Origin of the sequence: Thermoanaerobacter mathranii subsp. mathranii str. A3 (genome assembly GCF_000092965.1) — a bacterium.
Lineage (GTDB): Bacteria > Bacillota > Thermoanaerobacteria > Thermoanaerobacterales > Thermoanaerobacteraceae > Thermoanaerobacter > Thermoanaerobacter thermocopriae.
In genome coordinates, this window is record NC_014209.1 from 963,580 (window position 1) to 980,347 (window position 16,768).

Genomic DNA, 16,768 nt, shown 5'->3' on the forward strand with positions numbered 1-16,768 from the left:
ATGAAAAAAATAAGGATATTGCAAATTGTGAGAAAATCAGAAGGGGGAATAAAAAAACATTTATTGTCACTGGTGAGATTGCTAGACAAAAATAGGTATGAAGTGGCTGTTTTGTGTTCTTTTGACGAAAAAACTCAAGAATATCTTAAAAGGTTGGGGATTGCAGTATATAATGTTGGCATTGGAGACGGACTTAGTTTAAAAAAAGACTATAGGGCAATAAGGTTTGTACAAAAAGCAATATATGAGTTTAAGCCAGATATTGTTCACATGCATGGGGCAAAAGCTTCATTCGTAGGAAGAATTGCATGTTTTGCTATGCCTGTGAAAACAGTAGTGACAGTCCACAACTTTGCAAATTACGATAATATGAATTTTTACAAAAAGAAACTTCTGTTAAGTTTGACAAAAGTTCTAGACAAAAAAACCCACCAGTTTATTGCTGTTTCTAAAGCATTAAAAGAAGATCTAGTCTTAAATCAAAAAATAGAGAAAAACAAAATAAAGGTAGTGTACAATTGCATTGATACTTCTTTTTATGAGGAAACAACTCTTAATTTAAAAGAAAAATTCAATTTGCCACAAGACTCATTTATTGTAGGAAGTATAGCAAGACTTATTCCTGCTAAAGGTGTTCAAGATTTAATAAAAGCGGCTTCGATTTTAAAAAATATAAATGCCTACTTTTTTGTAGCAGGAGATGGTCCTTTTAAAGAAGAATTACAAAAAATGATTGAGAGTTTAAATTTAAAAGACAGATTCTTTTTACTAGGGTATAGAAATGACATTCCTTCTTTTTTGAGAAATCTTGATTTATTTGTGCTTCCTTCTCATGAAGAAGGATTTGGAATTTCTGTAATTGAAGCTTTAAATGAAGGTATCTCTGTCATAGCTACAAAGGTGGGAGGTATTCCAGAAATAATACAAGATGGTGTAGAGGGAATTTTGGTAGAAAAGGAAAATCCTGAAGAGTTGGCAAATGCTATAGAGAAAATTTTAAAAGATGAAAAGTTGAGAAAAAATATGAGTGTAAAGGGAAAAGAAAGTGCGAAAAAATATAGTTGCGATAAAATGATTGAACAAATGCAACAGATTTACGAAGCTTTGAAAGGAAGGTAAAAGATGAGACTTACAAGGACAAAAGAGAGAAAAAAACAAATTCGAAAAAAGAGACTTGTAATCTTTGCTCTTTTATTGTACATTGTTATTATGATGATAGGGCTTGTAATAGCTGATTCTTCCTTTAATGAAATTACTACAGGAGTGAGGAAAGTAAATATATTTGGCGTATATTCAAATAAAGAAAAGATAATTGTAAAAATTTTTGGTAAGGAGTCGGTTATTGACATAGGTAGATTGAGCCAATATTGTAAAGACCGATTTTTGAAATGAGGTGTATTCTTTAATTTTTGAGGAGGTACACAATGTCAGAAAGGATGGAGTATATTAGAAATTTTTGTATTATCGCCCATATAGACCATGGTAAATCTACTCTGGCAGATAGACTTATTGAGAAAACGGGTTTTCTTTCTGAGAGGGAGACAGATAAGCAAATTTTAGATAATTTAGAATTGGAGAGGGAGAGAGGAATTACTATAAAGTTAAAGCCTGTAAGGATGATTTATAAAGCTAAAGACGGAAATGAATATGAACTTAATCTTATTGATACCCCTGGGCATGTGGATTTTACTTACGAGGTATCCAGAAGCATTGCAGCATGTGAAGGAGCTCTGCTTGTAGTAGACGCTACACAAGGAATTGAGGCGCAAACCCTTGCTAATGTGTATATGGCTTTAGAACATGATTTAGAGATAGTACCTGTGATAAATAAAATAGACCTTCCTTCAGCAAATCCTGAACTTGTAAAAAAAGAAATTGAAGACGTGATTGGGATTGACGCAGAAGATGCTTTGCTTACCTCTGCTAAAGAAGGCATAGGTATAGAAGAAGTTTTAGAAGCCATTGTGAATAGAATTCCACCTCCAAAAGGTGATGAAAACAAGCCTTTAAAAGCGCTAATTTTTGACTCTTTTTATGATAACTACAAAGGAGCAATAAGCTTTGTAAGGGTAGTGGATGGAATTGTTAAACCAGGGATGAGAATAAAAATGTTTTCTACTGGCAAAGTTTTTGAAGTTACAGAAGTGGGAATGTTTAGACCTAACCTTTATCCAGTAGAAGAGCTTAAAGCAGGTGAGGTTGGCTACATTGCTGCTAGCATAAAAAATGTAAAAGATACTCGCGTAGGAGATACAATAACAGATGCAGACAATCCCACTGATTCTCCACTTCCTGGCTATAAAGAAGTAGTGCCAATGGTCTTTTGTGGCATTTATCCTGCGGATGGACAAGACTATGAAAATTTAAAAGAGGCTTTAGAAAAACTTCAGTTAAATGACGCGTCACTTGTATTTGAACCTGACACCTCTGCTGCCTTAGGTTTTGGATTTAGGTGTGGCTTTTTAGGGCTTTTACACATGGAAATAGTTCAAGAAAGGTTGGAAAGGGAGTACAACTTAAATCTTGTTACCACTGCACCGAGTGTAATTTACAAAGTTTACAAAACCAATGGAGAAGTATTGGATTTGGACAATCCTACAAAAATGCCACTTCCTACTCAGATAGATCATATCGAAGAGCCAATTGTGGAAGCAACAATTATGGTGCCTACTCAATATGTAGGGGCAGTTATGGAGCTTTGCCAGGATAGGCGGGGAATATATTTAGGAATGGAATATTTAGAACAAACTCGCGTACTTTTAAAATATGAAATGCCTTTGAATGAGATAATATACGACTTTTTTGATGCTTTAAAGTCACGAACAAGGGGTTATGCCTCTTTCGACTATGAGCTTAAAGGATATAAAGAATCTAACTTAGTAAAATTGGATATTTTAATAAACGGTGACTTAGTAGACGCTTTATCGATGATAGTTCACAAGGATAAAGCCTATGAAAAAGCGAGAAAAATTGTAGAAAAGTTAAAAGAAAATATTCCAAGGCATCTTTTTGAAATCCCAATCCAGGCGGCGATAGGCTCTAAGATTATTGCAAGAGAGACTGTAAAAGCTTTGAGGAAAAACGTTCTTGCCAAGTGCTATGGAGGAGACGTAACTCGTAAGAAAAAACTTTTAGAGAAGCAAAAAGAAGGCAAAAAGCGCATGAGACAGGTGGGAAATGTTGAAATACCTCAAGAGGCTTTTATGTCAATATTGAAGTTAGATGATGAAAAATGAAGGAGATAGGATTATACATTCACATTCCTTTTTGTAAAAGAAAATGTTATTATTGTGATTTTAATTCTTATGCAGGCTATGATTATCTTTTTGAGGACTATATTCGGGCACTACTTATGGAAATAGAATCAAACTCTACAAAAGATTATAATGTAGTTTCAGTTTATATAGGAGGTGGTACTCCTAACCTTTTGCCTCCTTATTATATAGAGGTGATATTAAAGTCTGTATTTAAATATTATAAATTAGTTGATGATTGTGAAATCACTATTGAAATGAATCCCGGACTTATTACTGAAGAAAAATTAGAAATTTACAAAGTAAATGGAATAAACCGTGTAAGCATTGGACTTCAAGCTTTTCAAAATAGGCTTTTAAAATATATAGGAAGAATTCATACAATAGAAGAATTTCTTGAAAATTATGAGTTAGTGAAAAAGTTCTTTGACAATATAAATATTGACCTGATGTACGCTCTTCCTACTCAAACCTTCAAAGAGTGGCAAGAAACTTTAAAAGAAGTAGTAAAATTACAGCCAACCCATATTTCTACTTATAGCTTAATTTTAGAACCAAACACTTCTTTTTACAAACTTTATGAAAAAGGACAGTTGCCTGTAGTTGATGAGGAAAAAGAGCTTAGCATGTACCATTGGGGTATAGAGTTTTTAAAAGAAAAAGGCTACCATCATTACGAAATATCTAATTTTGCATTGCCCACATTTGAATGTCGCCACAATATTTTATACTGGCAATGCAAAAATTACTTGGGATTTGGTGCAGGAGCCCATTCGTATATGGAGGATGTAAGATATAGTAATATTGAAGGCACAAAAGACTATATTAAAGGCATTTTAGAAAGAAAAAGTGCAGTTAAGGAAAAAATAAAATTGACAAAACAAGATAGAATGGCCGAGTTTATGTTTTTAGGATTGAGAATGACAAAAGGAGTGTGTGACAAGGATTTTAAGAAAATATTTGATGTTAGTTTATTTGAAATTTATAAAAAAGTAATACAAAAATATTTAAAAGAAGGTTTAATTAAGGTTGATAATGAGTGTGTAAAACTTACTGAGAGGGGAATTGATGTCTCTAACGTCATTTTTGAAGAATTTCTGCCCTAAATGAGTATTGACAAAAAATTATAAGAGTGGTATTTTAAAAACGTGAATTAGCACTCAACTTGATTGAGTGCTAATAATACATGGGGTGGTGAAAATGCCGTTAGATGATAGGAAGAAAAAAATACTATATGCGGTTATTACTGATTATATTATGACGGCAGAGCCAATAGGGTCGAGAACAATAGCTAAGAAGTACAATATAGGCTTAAGTTCTGCTACTATAAGAAATGAGATGGCAGATTTGGAGGAAATGGGATATTTAGAGCAACCTCATACTTCTGCAGGAAGGATACCTTCAGATAAAGGATATAGATTTTATGTAGACAGCATTCTTCGAAATTATATAAACAATGAACCTCCAATTAGTTATAATACTCGCGAGGAAATAATAGCGGAATTCGATGAGATTGTAAAGAAATACGCAAAAATTTTGGCTAACATTACTCACCATACTACAGTTGCTAAAATGCCAAAGTTGAACCCTGATAGAATAAAAAGAATTCAACTTATACCTGTTGCTTCTAATAAAATGATTTTTTTAGTAGTAACAGACACAGGGATTGTAAAAAATTACTTGCTTAATTTGTGCCAAAATGTAGATAGAAATATCTTTGAGTTTTTAAACAATTTGTTAAACGAGAAAATTGCCGGAAAAAATGAAAAAGATGTTTTTGAGTTTTTACAACAGGATTTAAGGCATATGTTAGGAGAGATGGTTTTTATAGCCGACGAATTGATAAACACTATACTTTTGAGCTTGAAGCAATTACAGGAAACGGATATTTATGCGGATGGAACTTCTCATATTTTAGATTTTCCTGAGTATAAAGATTTAAGCAAAGCAAAAAATTTCTTCAACCTTTTAGATAACAAGTCTTTATTAAATGAAATTTTAGAACCTGAAGTAGATTTTATAGATGTGAGAATAGGAAGCGAAAACAAGTTTGAGGAAATGAAGGACTTAAGCGTTATAAAAACTACTTATAAGATTAACGGTCGTGTGGTGGGTACAATAGGAATTATAGGGCCTACAAGAATGGATTATAGAAAATTAATTAATGAAATCAATGTTATGACAAAAGAGCTTTCGAATCTTTTATCGAATATATACAATGATGAAATATAATGAGGTGATATAAGTGGAAGAAGTAGAAAAGGAAATTAACAAAGAGGAGGAAAAGGATGTTAATAATTTAGATTCAAACGAACAAATGGAAGGACCTCCCGAAGATGAACAAGCACAGCAACAGCCACAGCAGCAAACGGTAGATGAAATAGAGGAACTAAAGCAAAAACTTCAGCAAAAAGAAGTTGAAGCTCAAGAATATTTAGATATTGCACAAAGGTTGAAAGCAGAATTTGAAAATTACAGAAAGAGAACAGAAAAAGAAAAATCAGAAATGGTAGAATACGGGAAAGAAACAGTAATTTTAGAACTTTTGCCTATTATGGATAATTTTGAAAGAGCTTTGGCGAGCAGTGGAGATTATAATTCTCTAAAAGAAGGGATAGAATTAATTTACAGGCAGTTTAAAAAGATATTGGATAAATTTGGCGTGAAAGAAATTGAAGCAGAAGGGCAAATTTTTGACCCCTACAAACACCATGCTGTAATGCAGGAAGAGGTGGAAGGAAAACAGCCCAATGAAATTATTGAAGTTTTCCAAAAAGGCTATTATCTAAAAGATAAAGTAATAAGACCAAGTTTAGTAAAAGTAGCAAAATAAAAAGGAGGTTGAAAAAGATGGGGAAAGTTATAGGAATTGACTTAGGAACTACTTTTTCTTGTGTTGCTGTTATGGAAGGAGGCCAACCAGTAGTCATACCTAATGCTGAAGGGGCTCGTACTACGCCTTCAGTTGTTGCTTTTACCAAAGAAGGCGAAAGGTTAGTAGGGCAAGTTGCAAAAAGGCAGGCAATTGTAAATCCTGATAGAACCATAATGTCTATAAAAAGGCACATGGGAAGTGACTACAAAGTAAAAATTGACGATAAAGAGTATACACCTCAAGAGATTTCTGCAATGATTTTACAAAAACTCAAAGCCGATGCAGAAGCATACCTAGGTGAGAAAGTTACACAGGCGGTAATTACTGTTCCTGCTTATTTCAATGACAGCCAAAGACAGGCTACAAAAGACGCAGGTAGAATTGCAGGCCTTGAGGTTTTGAGAATAATAAATGAGCCGACAGCTGCTGCTTTGGCATATGGACTTGACAAAGAGGGAAATCAAAAGATAATGGTTTATGACTTAGGTGGTGGTACTTTTGACGTTTCTATTTTGGAAATAGGAGAAGGAGTATTTGAGGTTTTGGCTACAAGTGGTAATAACCACTTGGGTGGAGATGACTTTGACCAAAGGATAATAGATTGGCTTGCTGACAATTTCAAAAAAGAACATGGAATTGATTTAAGAAATGATAGAATGGCGTTGCAAAGGCTTAAAGATGCTGCAGAAAGAGCAAAAATAGAGCTTTCTTCTGCAACAGTAACTAATATCAACTTGCCATTTATTACTGCTGATGCTACGGGGCCAAAACATATAGATGTAAATCTTACAAGAGCAAAATTTGAAGAATTGATTTCCGACCTTGTAGAATCAACAGTAGGTCCTGTTAACCAAGCATTAAACGATGCAGGCTTAAAGCCTTCTGATATTGATAAAGTTCTTCTCATTGGTGGTTCTACAAGAGTGCCATTAGTACAGGAGACAGTAAAGAAAATAATGGGTAAAGAACCTCACAAAGGAATTAATCCAGATGAAGCAGTGGCCATAGGTGCAGCTATACAGGCGGCAGTATTATCTGGAGAAGTGAAAGATATCCTTTTACTTGACGTAACACCTTTGTCTTTGGGAATAGAGACCTTAGGTGGAGTATTTACTAAGATTATAGAGAGAAACACCACGATACCTACAAGAAAAAGCCAGATATTTACCACTGCAGCGGATAATCAGACTTCTGTTGAAATACACGTGTTACAAGGCGAAAGACCTATGGCAAAAGACAACAAAACTCTTGGAAGGTTTATTTTGTCAGGAATTCCACCAGCTCCAAGAGGAGTGCCTCAAATTGAAGTGACTTTTGATATAGATGCCAATGGAATTGTACATGTTTCTGCAAAAGACTTAGGTACTGGCAAATCACAGGATATAACAATTACTTCGACAACTAATTTGTCAGAAGAAGAGATACAAAGGATGATCAATGAGGCTAAACAATATGAAGAACAAGACAGAAAGAAGAAAGAAGAAATCGAAATAAGGAATAAGGCAGATTCTCTTATTTATCAAGCCGAAAAAACAATGAAAGACCTTGGGGATAAGATGACGCAAGCAGAAAAAGACGAAATTAACAAAGAAATAGAAAATGTGAGAAAAGCTCTTGAAGGAAGTGATATAGAAGCGATTAAAAGTGCCTCTGAAAAACTTTCACAAGCTTTCTACAAAGTTTCTACAAGAATATACCAACAAGCTGGAGGACAAACGGGAGGAGCTACAAATACAGATAGTGCTGGACAAGGTACAACACAGGACAATGTCTATGAAGCCAACTATAAAGTGGAGGATGATGATAATAAATAATGTAGAACCAGGTTTTACCTGGTTCTAATTTGCGTAATGAAAGGCAGGTGAGAAAGTGGCTAAAAAAGATTTATATGAAGTGTTAGGAGTAGATAGAAATGCCACAGAAGAGGAAATAAAAAAAGCTTATAGAAGGCTTGCTAAAAAATATCACCCTGATTTAAATCCTGGTGACAAGGAAGCTGAACAAAAATTTAAGGAAATAAATGAAGCTTATGAGATTCTTTCAGATCCTCAAAAAAGAGCTAAATATGACCAATTTGGAGACGCGGCTTTTGAGCAAGGTGGTTTTGGCCAAGGTGGATTTGGTCAAGGAGGTTTCGGAGAAGGCGGTTTTGATTTTGGAGGCTTTGGAAGTTTTGGTGATATATTTGGGGACATATTCAGTGATTTCTTTGGTACAGGGCGAAGAAGAGCAGAAACAGGTCCTCAAAAAGGGAACGATATAAGGTATGACCTTACTTTAACTTTTGAAGAAGCAGCTTTTGGGACAGAAAAAGAGATAGAGGTTGAACGATTTGAAGAGTGTGATGTATGTAAAGGGGTAGGGGCAAAGCCAGGCAGTAAACCAGCGACTTGTCCTGTATGTCATGGAACTGGTGAGGTGAGAACAGAACAAAATACTCCTTTTGGAAGGATTGTAAATATAAGAACTTGCTCTAGGTGTCGTGGTGAAGGAAAGATTATTACTGACCCTTGCAACAAATGTAGTGGTACAGGTAGAATTAGAAAGAGGAGAAAAATTAAAGTTACTGTACCAGCAGGAATAGATGACGGACAAATGCTTACCTTAAGAGGGGAAGGAGAGCCAGGCTTAAGAGGAGGTCCAAAAGGGGACTTGTATCTTATAATTCGCGTAAAGCCCCACGAGTTGTTTAAAAGAGAAGGATACAATGTGTATTTGAAAATGCCTATAAGTTTTACTGATGCAGCTTTGGGGGGAGAAATAAAAATTCCTACACTGGATGGACCAGTTAGCTTTACAATACCAGAAGGAACTCAGACAGGGACCAAGTTTAGGTTAAGGGGAAAAGGAATTCCCCACATAAATGGAAGAGGACGCGGAGACCAAATTGTAGAAGTTTATATTGATGTGCCTAAAAAGTTGACAGAAAAGCAAAGAGAATTGCTGAGAGAATTGAGAAAATTAGAGGGTGAGACTTCGACGGAATCAAAATCCTTTTTTCAAAGGATGAAGGATGCTTTTGGCGGATAATAAATTTAAATTAAAGGTGTGAAAAGAATGAAATGGATTGAAGTACAAGTTACAACTATACAAGAAGCAGAAGAGGCTGTGACAAATATCATGCACGAATTAGGTGCTGGCGGTGTAGTTATAAAAAACCCGAATGATGTAAAACTATTGGCGCAAAGTGATAATTGGGATTATATAGAGCCTTCTCTTTTTGAAGAAGAGGGAAATATTAAGGTTTTTGCCTATTTTCCTATTGCTTCAGATACTATAGATAAAATAAATATTTTAAAAGATAGAATTGTAGAACTTAAATCTTTTGGAATTGATATAGGAAATTTTGACTTAAAAGTTTCAGAAGTGGATGAAGAGGACTGGGCAAATAATTGGAAACAGTATTATAAGCCTCTAAAAATAGGAAAGAAAATAGTGATTAAGCCTTCTTGGGAAGAATATGTATCTCAAGGAGAAGAGATAATTATCGAGTTAGACCCCGGAATGGCTTTTGGCACAGGCACCCATGAGACCACAAAGATGTGTTTGGAACTTTTAGAGGAAATTGTGATGCCAGAAAGCATAGTTTTTGATATAGGTTGTGGTTCAGGTATACTTAGTATCGCTAGTGGTAAATTAGGAGCAAAGGAAGTTTATGCGGCGGATATAGACGAAGTTTCTGTGGAAGTAGCCAGACAAAATGTAGAATTAAATAACTTACAAAATGTGAAAGTATTTAAAAGTGATTTATTAAATGAATTTGACGGAAAAGCTGACATTATAGTGGCAAATATTATTGCTGATGTGATAATTAAGTTGTCGACAGAGGTTCCTAAATACTTAAAAGAAGAGGGCTTATTTTTAGCTAGTGGTATAATAAAAAGTAGAAAAAAAGAAGTCATGGAAAAAATACAGCCATTTTTTGAGATATTGCAAATAAAAGAAGAAGGAGAATGGTGTACAATATTATCAAGGAAAAAGTGAGTTATTATGAGGAAATTTTTTGTTGATAAAGAAAAAATAAAAGAAAATTTTGCCTATATAGAGGGAAAAGATACTCATCACATAATAAATGTTCTTCGATTGAAAAAAGGAGATGAAATTGTAATATCTGACGGTTCTACTGAATATCAAACATCTATTTATGGCGTAGAAAAAAACAGAGTAATTTTATTTTTAGAAAGCAAATTACAATCGAATACTGAAAGTTCAATTGAAATTGCATTATTTCAGGGTTTGCCCAAGTCAGATAAAATGGAATTAATAATTCAAAAATGTACAGAGATAGGAGTTAAAAAATTTATTCCCATTATAACTCGCTATTCGGTTGTAGATATAAAAAACAGCAATTTAAACAAAAAAATTGAAAGATGGAATAAGATATCTCGGGAAGCTTGTAAACAATCGGGCAGAACGTCATTGCCCGAAATTTGTATGCCTATTTCTTTTGAGGAGGCATTAAAGCAAATTGAGGAATTTGACTTATGTATAATCCCATACGAAAAAGAAAAAACTTTAAAATTAAAAGAAGTATTAGATGGAGTAAAAAATATTAAAAAAGTTGCTATTTTTATAGGTCCTGAAGGAGGATTTTCAGAAGAGGAAGTTGATTTGGCTTTAAGGTATAGCGCTAAACTTGTGAGTTTGGGACCGAGGATTTTAAGAACAGAGACAGCAGCTATTAGTGTGTGTTCCATAGTGATGTATGAGTTGGGAGATATGGGTTAACAGTAGGAACACAGAAGTTATATTACATAAAACTACGAAAATACAATTAAAAAATGTATATTGATTGCAAATGTATTTGCACTATAGTATACTATACAGAAATAGGGCAAGGAGTGGTTTTGGTGAATGTGCAAAAAGCGATTATATCTATAATTGGAGTAGACAAAGTCGGTATCATTTACTCTGTTTCAAAATTGTTAGCTGAAGCAAATATAAATATTCTCGACATCAGCCAGACAATTTTAAGGGATATATTTACTATGATTATGATTGTTGATATATCAAATAGTACAGTGGAATTTAATATTTTAAAGGAAAACTTAAATTCTCTTGGAGAGAAAATGGGACTTAAGATTGATATTCAAAAAGAAGACATATTCAGAGCAATGCATAGACTGTGAGGGATTGATATGAGATTTGCGTTTGATGAAATAGAAGAAACCATACGTATGGTACAAGCTGAAAAACTTGACATAAGAACTATAACAATGGGTATAAATTTAAGAGATTGCGTAAGCGATAATGTAGAAACTTTATCAAATAAAATATACGATAAAATTACAAAAAAGGCAAAGAATCTCGTAAAAGTAGCAGATGACCTTGAATCAGAATTTGGCATACCTATTGTCAACAAACGCATTTCTGTAACACCAATAGCTTTAATTTCCGAAAGCGCAAAAAGCACGGAAGATTTTATAAAAATAGCAAAGGCACTGGATGCTGCAGCAAAAGAAGTCGGGGTTAATTTCATCGGAGGGTACTCGGCACTTGTACACAAAGGTTTTACTGATGGTGATTTAAGATTAATAAATTCAATACCTGAAGCATTATCTTCTACTGAACGGGTTTGTTCTTCAATCAATGTAGCTACAACAAAAGCAGGTATAAATATGGATGCCGTAGCTTTAATGGGGAAAATAATTAAAAAAACCGCCGAACTTACAAAAGACAAAGACGGAATAGGTGCAGCTAAACTTGTAGTTTTCTGTAATGCGCCGGAAGACAATCCATTTATGGCGGGTGCTTTTCACGGTGTAGGTGAAGGCGAATGCGTCATTAATGTTGGCGTAAGTGGACCAGGCGTAATTTTAGCAGCACTTTCAAAGCTTGATAACAAAGCTGATTTTGGTCAAATTTCCGAAATTATTAAAAAAACTTCCTTTAAGATTGCACGTGCAGGTGAACTTATAGGAAGGCTTGCAGCAGAAAGATTAAACACATCTTTTGGCATACTTGACCTGTCGCTTGCACCAACTCCCGAAATTGGTGATAGTATCGCAAACATACTTGAAGCAATGGGACTTTCAAAATGCGGTGCACCTGGTACAACAGCAGCACTGGCGCTCTTAAATGATGCCGTCAAAAAAGGCGGTGTAATGGCATCATCCTATGTTGGAGGTTTAAGCGGTGCTTTTATACCTGTAAGTGAAGACGCAGGAATGATAAGCGCTGTTGAGGCAGGTGCGCTATCAATAGAAAAGCTTGAAGCAATGACATGCGTGTGTTCTGTTGGGCTTGACATGATTGCAATACCTGGGGACACGCCAGCCGAAACTATATCAGCAATAATTGCAGATGAGATGGCAATAGGCATGATAAACAAAAAGACAACAGCTGTAAGGATCATCCCTGTACCCGGCAAAAAAGAAGGAGACCATGTCGAATTTGGTGGACTTTTGGGACACGCACCTGTTATGAAAGTAAACAATTTTTCCGCCGATACATTTATAAAAAGAGGTGGCAGGATTCCTGCTCCGCTTCAGAGCTTGAATAATTAATTCTATAAGAAAATAAAAATCACCTTATTCATTTGAGATTTTCAACAAGGTTCATCAGAAGGACGGAGCTTGCCAATTTGTTGACGATGAAGCTTACAAGTTGGCTAACTATGCAAAAGGGTTTGTTTCTGAAGTTTATGAAGTAGAGTAAGAGGTGCAAAAATCGCACCTCTTATTTTGTATATTCTTCAATGTATTTTTTAATTTCATCTTTTGTTGCAACTCTGCCTGCAACTTTGACTTCTTCATTAATCACAAGAGCAGGTGTAATCATTACGTATTCTATAATTTTATTTAAATCCTGAACTTTTTCGACTTCTCCTTCAATTCCTAGTTCTTGTAATGCAGCCTTTGTATTTTCCTCCAAAGCTTTGCACTTTGCGCATCCCATTCCAAGAATTTTAATATTCATTATATTTTCCTCCTTTAATTTCATTTATTTATTTTATTTTCATATAAACATTTTAATTTATCATAAATTTTTTTAAATAGCTTTAAAAAAATTTCCAAAAACAAATCCAATAAAAGTCGACATTATAATTACTAAACTTACATAGGTAATAGTCTTTTTTGGCCCGAGGACGCTACTAATTACAAGCATGCTAGGAAGACTCAAAGCAGGTCCTGAGAGCAAAAGTGCGAGGGCAGGACCTTGCCCCATACCGTAACCCAAAAGGCTCTGAATTATGGGAACTTCTGTAAGAGTAGAAAAATACATAAAAGCACCTATTATTGAAGCAATGAAATTTGAAAGTAATGAGTTTCCACCAACAAGAGCTTCAACATACCTTGAGGGGAGTATTCCTGCATCATACCCCGGCCTTCCCATTAAAAATCCTGCTATCGCAACACCTCCAAAAAGAAGGGGAAGTATCTGTTTGGCAAGACTCCAAGTAGCTTCGATCCATGAGGTGATTTCTTCTTTTTTGAACAATTTAACAAGGATTGTCGTAAGGAACACAAGAAAAAATACTGTCAAGTACCATTTTACGTTATATACAGTACTGAAAAATCCTACAGGCTGTGCGGGTTTACCCCATGCTGCAAAAATTAATATAAATACAAGGCTTGCAAAAAACAAAAAATCCTGCAATAGGCTTCTTCCTTCATTTTTTGTTGAAAGTTGATAGATTTTTGACAGCCTTGCCACATCTTCTTTTTTAAATATTATTTCCATGATTAAGCCAATAACAATTGAAAATAATACTGCCCCAACTGCCCTTGCTATTCCCAATTTATATCCCAAAATTCTTGCTGTCATTATTATTGCAAGGACGTTTATTGCAGGTCCTGAATACAAAAACGCTATTGCGGGACCAAGACCAGCTCCTCTTTTATAAATTCCCGTGAAAAGTGGCAAAATCGTGCACGAGCAAACAGCAAGGATTGTTCCGGATACTGAGGCGACCGCGTAGGAAAGCCATTTTTTTGCCCCACCGCCGAAGTATTTCATAACCGCCTGCTGGGAAATAAAGTTTGAAATTGCACCTGCTATGAAAAGAGCAGGTATTAAGCAGGTTAATACATGATGCCTTGCGTAATCTTGAAGCATGTAAAGGGATTCTATGACAGCCCCTTTAAAGTGCATGCTCTCTAAAGGCATATAGTAAACAAAAAAGAAAACACCTGCAATGACTAGAATTTTTTTAATTTCTTCCTTCATTTGTGGCCTCCTTTTTGATAAATTTTAATATTAACAAAATTGTTCAACTTTCTACTTACTGGAGTCAATAAAGGAAACCTTAGTTACAAGATCACACTTTATGGTTTTGTCAATACAGATAAAATAATCTTTCATACAAGGGAATCTTACTTTGTAAAATACTGAAAGACCTTCTTTTCTGCTTTCTAAAATGCCAGCTTTTTTTAATATGCTTAAATGTTTTGATATTGTCGATTGATCTACACCTATTTTATTTACAATTTCGCATACGCAAATCTCCTTTTCATTTAAAATTACGTCTAAAATTTTCAACCTTGTCGGATGAGAAAGGGCCTTAAAAAATTCTGCGCGGAGTTCATAGATGTTTTCTGCCATGGGATTCACCTCCTATATTCCTATATTAGCATATAGGAAATATTAGGTCAACAAAAAATTTTCAAAAACCCAATAAGACAAAAGTTGGCTCATTAATAATTAAATACAACAAGAAAAAAAGGGAGTTAAAACAAAAAAACCAGTACGATATTGATACCAAATCAAATACATGGAAGATTGTTGTGGAGGTGCTTATTAAAAATAGTACTTAGGTGAATTCAAAGGATGTCACCACGATTATATATTTTGATTTAAAACTGAAGGGCGGGCATTCAGAAAAATATCTACCCCAACTCTTGACAAAGACCCAAGAAAATAAAATTAAATTAAATAATAATCACACAAAGTTTCCAAAATTATTTGATATTAATACGACAATTATCTTTTATATCTTAAATATGAGTTAAATTTATTCTTTCGAGAATTGATTGTAAAAAATTAAAAAATAAATAAAGGAGGTGATATTTAATGTGAGACACTTCTATAGCATCAGGTATAATTGTCACTCGCAAAGATGAGAGTTAAAAATCATTCTCTGTCTTAAGTATTTTGTAAATGTCGAATATGTAGGAGATAATAAAAATGTGGAAAAAAGCATGTTCACCAGTTCAAATCCAAAATTTTAATGAAAATTTTGAAAGAAGAGAAGATTTTGGCTCAAATCGTATCAAAATATGAGGTTAATCCACTTTTTTAAGTAAATAGAGAACAATGTCCCTTAAAAATCTTCCGTGATTGTTCAAGGGAAATAACAAAAAGGTCGGGTTGAGAAAGAAGAAAAAATCAACAGAAGAAGAGTGATAAACTTTGCAAAGAAATAGGATACTTAACCACTCAAATGAAGTTGCTCAAAAAGTCTGGAATCATCCCTACTAAGTGAGGAGTAATTGCAAAGGTGTCAGTCTTTCAAGTACGAGGACTGACCTCAAAGAGTGTACGACATCACTCTATCTAATAATCTAATTATACAACTTACTGTATAATCTTTCGATAAATAAAAGATTATAGGTTGCCTTTATTAACCTAAATATATTATACAAGGAGTGATAAATTTTGAATAAAAATAAACTATTTCAATCGGTGGCCGCACTGCTGATTGCAGTGGGTATTTTTAGTCTTACTGCATGCTCCAAGCAAACTACATCAACTGCTTCTTCATCCACAAAGCAGACTACATCAACGGCTTCTTCATCTACAAAGCAGACTACAGTCTATGGCAAAGTAACTGCGATTAATGGCAAGAAAATAACCATTGCACTTGGCACATTAAATCAGCGGGGCGGAAATCAGAAGAGTATAACTTTCAGCAATGACAATGCTTCGAATGAAAGTACAGTAAGTAACAACAATGCCTCAAACGGAAATACGTCAACTGACGACGATGCTCCACAGGGAGCTCCACCAAGCGGCAACAATGCTCCACCACACGAAGTAAATGATGCAGATGGTGTTTCTACTGCCACAATCGAGTCGAGCGATAACAATGCCCAGCAAGGAACTCCGCCAGGCGGAAGGATAGGCAGAGCACCAGAACTATTAACACTAACTGGCGAATCCAAAACTTTTACCATTTTGGATACTACCACTATTACTAAGCAAAATGCTAAACCTGGTGAAAATTCAAGCAATAATTCAAACGAAAATACTGCAAGCATTGATGACATTACCGTAGGAAGCATTTTAAAAGTGACTTACTATTCAGATTCTGATGAAGTTATATCTATTGAAATTTTAGGAGGTGACCAGCCCGGTGGAGGTCAACCTGCTGGAGATACTGCAGAGCTAATAGGAACAGGGCTTTATACATTGAATAGTGGCTCGACCACAAAATCCAATGAGACATTGACCGCATCTAAAAATGACCAATCAGCTGACATTGCAATCGTACGCTTCTGAAGTGGTTGTCATTGAAGGGAAGAATTCAATAACAGTCAACAATTGTAAAGTAATATCAGAAAAAATTGTGGAGTATTTATCAGAGTATGCCTGGTGATGCTGAAGGTAGTACCGGTACAATTACAATGAACGGAGGCTCACTGACAGCAAAAGAAGGTCCATTATTTTATTCGACTAATACGACTGGTGTCATAAATTA

16 protein-coding genes are annotated in these 16,768 nt (G+C 34.7%); 13 read left to right on the top strand and 3 right to left on the bottom strand.

The features are described 5' to 3' along the window. The 12 genes from TMATH_RS04660 to TMATH_RS04715 all read left to right on the top strand — a co-directional run bounded on the left by TMATH_RS04660 (nt 1) and on the right by TMATH_RS04715 (nt 12,635). Nucleotides 1-1,119: a glycosyltransferase family 4 protein gene (locus TMATH_RS04660; RefSeq protein ID WP_013150149.1), complete on the top strand. Its 1,119-nt coding sequence runs from the start codon at nt 1-3 to the stop codon at nt 1,117-1,119. Nucleotides 1,120-1,122: 3 nt separating this feature from the next. Next, nucleotides 1,123-1,392, top strand: coding sequence for a hypothetical protein (locus TMATH_RS04665; RefSeq protein ID WP_013150150.1), 270 nt, complete (start codon nt 1,123-1,125; stop codon nt 1,390-1,392). Between the two features lie 32 nt (nt 1,393-1,424). Next, on the top strand, nt 1,425-3,236 hold the full coding sequence (lepA, locus tag TMATH_RS04670; RefSeq protein WP_013150151.1) for a translation elongation factor 4: 1,812 nt from the start codon (nt 1,425-1,427) through the stop codon (nt 3,234-3,236). Next, nucleotides 3,233-4,360, top strand: a complete 1,128-nt coding sequence (gene hemW / locus TMATH_RS04675) for a radical SAM family heme chaperone HemW (RefSeq protein ID WP_013150152.1) — start codon at nt 3,233-3,235, stop codon at nt 4,358-4,360. Before lepA ends, hemW begins: the two co-directional genes overlap by 4 nt. 94 nt (nt 4,361-4,454) lie before the next feature. Then, nucleotides 4,455-5,486, top strand: a complete 1,032-nt coding sequence (gene hrcA / locus TMATH_RS04680; protein ID WP_012994975.1) for a heat-inducible transcriptional repressor HrcA — start codon at nt 4,455-4,457, stop codon at nt 5,484-5,486. Between the two features lie 13 nt (nt 5,487-5,499). After that, complete coding sequence (gene grpE, locus TMATH_RS04685) at nt 5,500-6,087, top strand: nucleotide exchange factor GrpE (protein ID WP_009052597.1); 588 nt, start codon at nt 5,500-5,502, stop codon at nt 6,085-6,087. Between the two features lie 17 nt (nt 6,088-6,104). Further along, nucleotides 6,105-7,943 (top strand): molecular chaperone DnaK, encoded by a 1,839-nt coding sequence (dnaK, locus tag TMATH_RS04690; RefSeq protein WP_009052596.1) that lies wholly within the window; start codon nt 6,105-6,107, stop codon nt 7,941-7,943. 55 nt (nt 7,944-7,998) lie between these two features. Then, on the top strand, nt 7,999-9,159 hold the full coding sequence (gene dnaJ, locus TMATH_RS04695; RefSeq protein ID WP_013150153.1) for a molecular chaperone DnaJ: 1,161 nt from the start codon (nt 7,999-8,001) through the stop codon (nt 9,157-9,159). A 27-nt stretch (nt 9,160-9,186) separates the two neighbouring features. After that, on the top strand, nt 9,187-10,113 hold the full coding sequence (gene prmA / locus TMATH_RS04700) for a 50S ribosomal protein L11 methyltransferase (RefSeq protein ID WP_013150154.1): 927 nt from the start codon (nt 9,187-9,189) through the stop codon (nt 10,111-10,113). A 6-nt stretch (nt 10,114-10,119) separates the two neighbouring features. Then, complete coding sequence (locus tag TMATH_RS04705) at nt 10,120-10,857, top strand: 16S rRNA (uracil(1498)-N(3))-methyltransferase (protein ID WP_013150155.1); 738 nt, start codon at nt 10,120-10,122, stop codon at nt 10,855-10,857. A gap of 122 nt (nt 10,858-10,979) precedes the next feature. Then, complete coding sequence (locus TMATH_RS04710; RefSeq protein ID WP_012994981.1) at nt 10,980-11,258, top strand: ACT domain-containing protein; 279 nt, start codon at nt 10,980-10,982, stop codon at nt 11,256-11,258. A 9-nt stretch (nt 11,259-11,267) separates the two neighbouring features. Beyond that, nucleotides 11,268-12,635, top strand: a complete 1,368-nt coding sequence (locus TMATH_RS04715; protein ID WP_013150156.1) for a PFL family protein — start codon at nt 11,268-11,270, stop codon at nt 12,633-12,635. Nucleotides 12,636-12,807: 172 nt separating this feature from the next. On the opposite strand, the gene TMATH_RS04720 is transcribed toward TMATH_RS04715, so the two are convergent. The 3 genes from TMATH_RS04720 to TMATH_RS04730 all read right to left on the bottom strand — a co-directional run bounded on the left by TMATH_RS04720 (nt 12,808) and on the right by TMATH_RS04730 (nt 14,673). Next, nucleotides 12,808-13,047, bottom strand: a complete 240-nt coding sequence (locus TMATH_RS04720) for a thioredoxin family protein (protein ID WP_009052590.1) — start codon at nt 13,045-13,047, stop codon at nt 12,808-12,810. A gap of 72 nt (nt 13,048-13,119) precedes the next feature. Continuing rightward, a complete protein-coding gene (locus tag TMATH_RS04725) occupies nt 13,120-14,298 on the bottom strand; it encodes a permease (protein WP_013150157.1) in 1,179 nt (392 codons plus the stop codon). A gap of 51 nt (nt 14,299-14,349) precedes the next feature. Continuing rightward, entirely contained in the window at nt 14,350-14,673 is a 324-nt protein-coding gene (locus TMATH_RS04730; protein ID WP_012994985.1) for an ArsR/SmtB family transcription factor, read from the bottom strand. Nucleotides 14,674-15,726: 1,053 nt separating this feature from the next. Between TMATH_RS04730 and TMATH_RS04735 the strand changes: the two genes are divergently transcribed. Continuing rightward, nucleotides 15,727-16,569, top strand: coding sequence for a hypothetical protein (locus tag TMATH_RS04735; RefSeq protein WP_013150158.1), 843 nt, complete (start codon nt 15,727-15,729; stop codon nt 16,567-16,569). The last annotated feature ends 199 nt before the right edge of the window (nt 16,570-16,768 follow it).

Excerpts from the sequence above, each read along its gene's own strand:
- TMATH_RS04715 (WP_013150156.1), top strand. The coding sequence starts at position 11,268 with ATGAGATTTGCGTTTGATGAAATAGAAGAAACCATACGTATGGTACAA.
- TMATH_RS04660 (WP_013150149.1), top strand. The coding sequence starts at position 1 with ATGAAAAAAATAAGGATATTGCAAATTGTGAGAAAATCAGAAGGGGGA.
- lepA (WP_013150151.1), top strand. The coding sequence starts at position 1,425 with ATGTCAGAAAGGATGGAGTATATTAGAAATTTTTGTATTATCGCCCAT.
- prmA (WP_013150154.1), top strand. The coding sequence starts at position 9,187 with ATGAAATGGATTGAAGTACAAGTTACAACTATACAAGAAGCAGAAGAG.
- dnaK (WP_009052596.1), top strand. The coding sequence starts at position 6,105 with ATGGGGAAAGTTATAGGAATTGACTTAGGAACTACTTTTTCTTGTGTT.
- TMATH_RS04665 (WP_013150150.1), top strand. The coding sequence starts at position 1,123 with ATGAGACTTACAAGGACAAAAGAGAGAAAAAAACAAATTCGAAAAAAG.
- TMATH_RS04730 (WP_012994985.1), bottom strand. The coding sequence starts at position 14,673 with ATGGCAGAAAACATCTATGAACTCCGCGCAGAATTTTTTAAGGCCCTT.
- hemW (WP_013150152.1), top strand. The coding sequence starts at position 3,233 with ATGAAGGAGATAGGATTATACATTCACATTCCTTTTTGTAAAAGAAAA.
- TMATH_RS04720 (WP_009052590.1), bottom strand. The coding sequence starts at position 13,047 with ATGAATATTAAAATTCTTGGAATGGGATGCGCAAAGTGCAAAGCTTTG.
- TMATH_RS04705 (WP_013150155.1), top strand. The coding sequence starts at position 10,120 with ATGAGGAAATTTTTTGTTGATAAAGAAAAAATAAAAGAAAATTTTGCC.
- hrcA (WP_012994975.1), top strand. The coding sequence starts at position 4,455 with ATGCCGTTAGATGATAGGAAGAAAAAAATACTATATGCGGTTATTACT.
- TMATH_RS04725 (WP_013150157.1), bottom strand. The coding sequence starts at position 14,298 with ATGAAGGAAGAAATTAAAAAAATTCTAGTCATTGCAGGTGTTTTCTTT.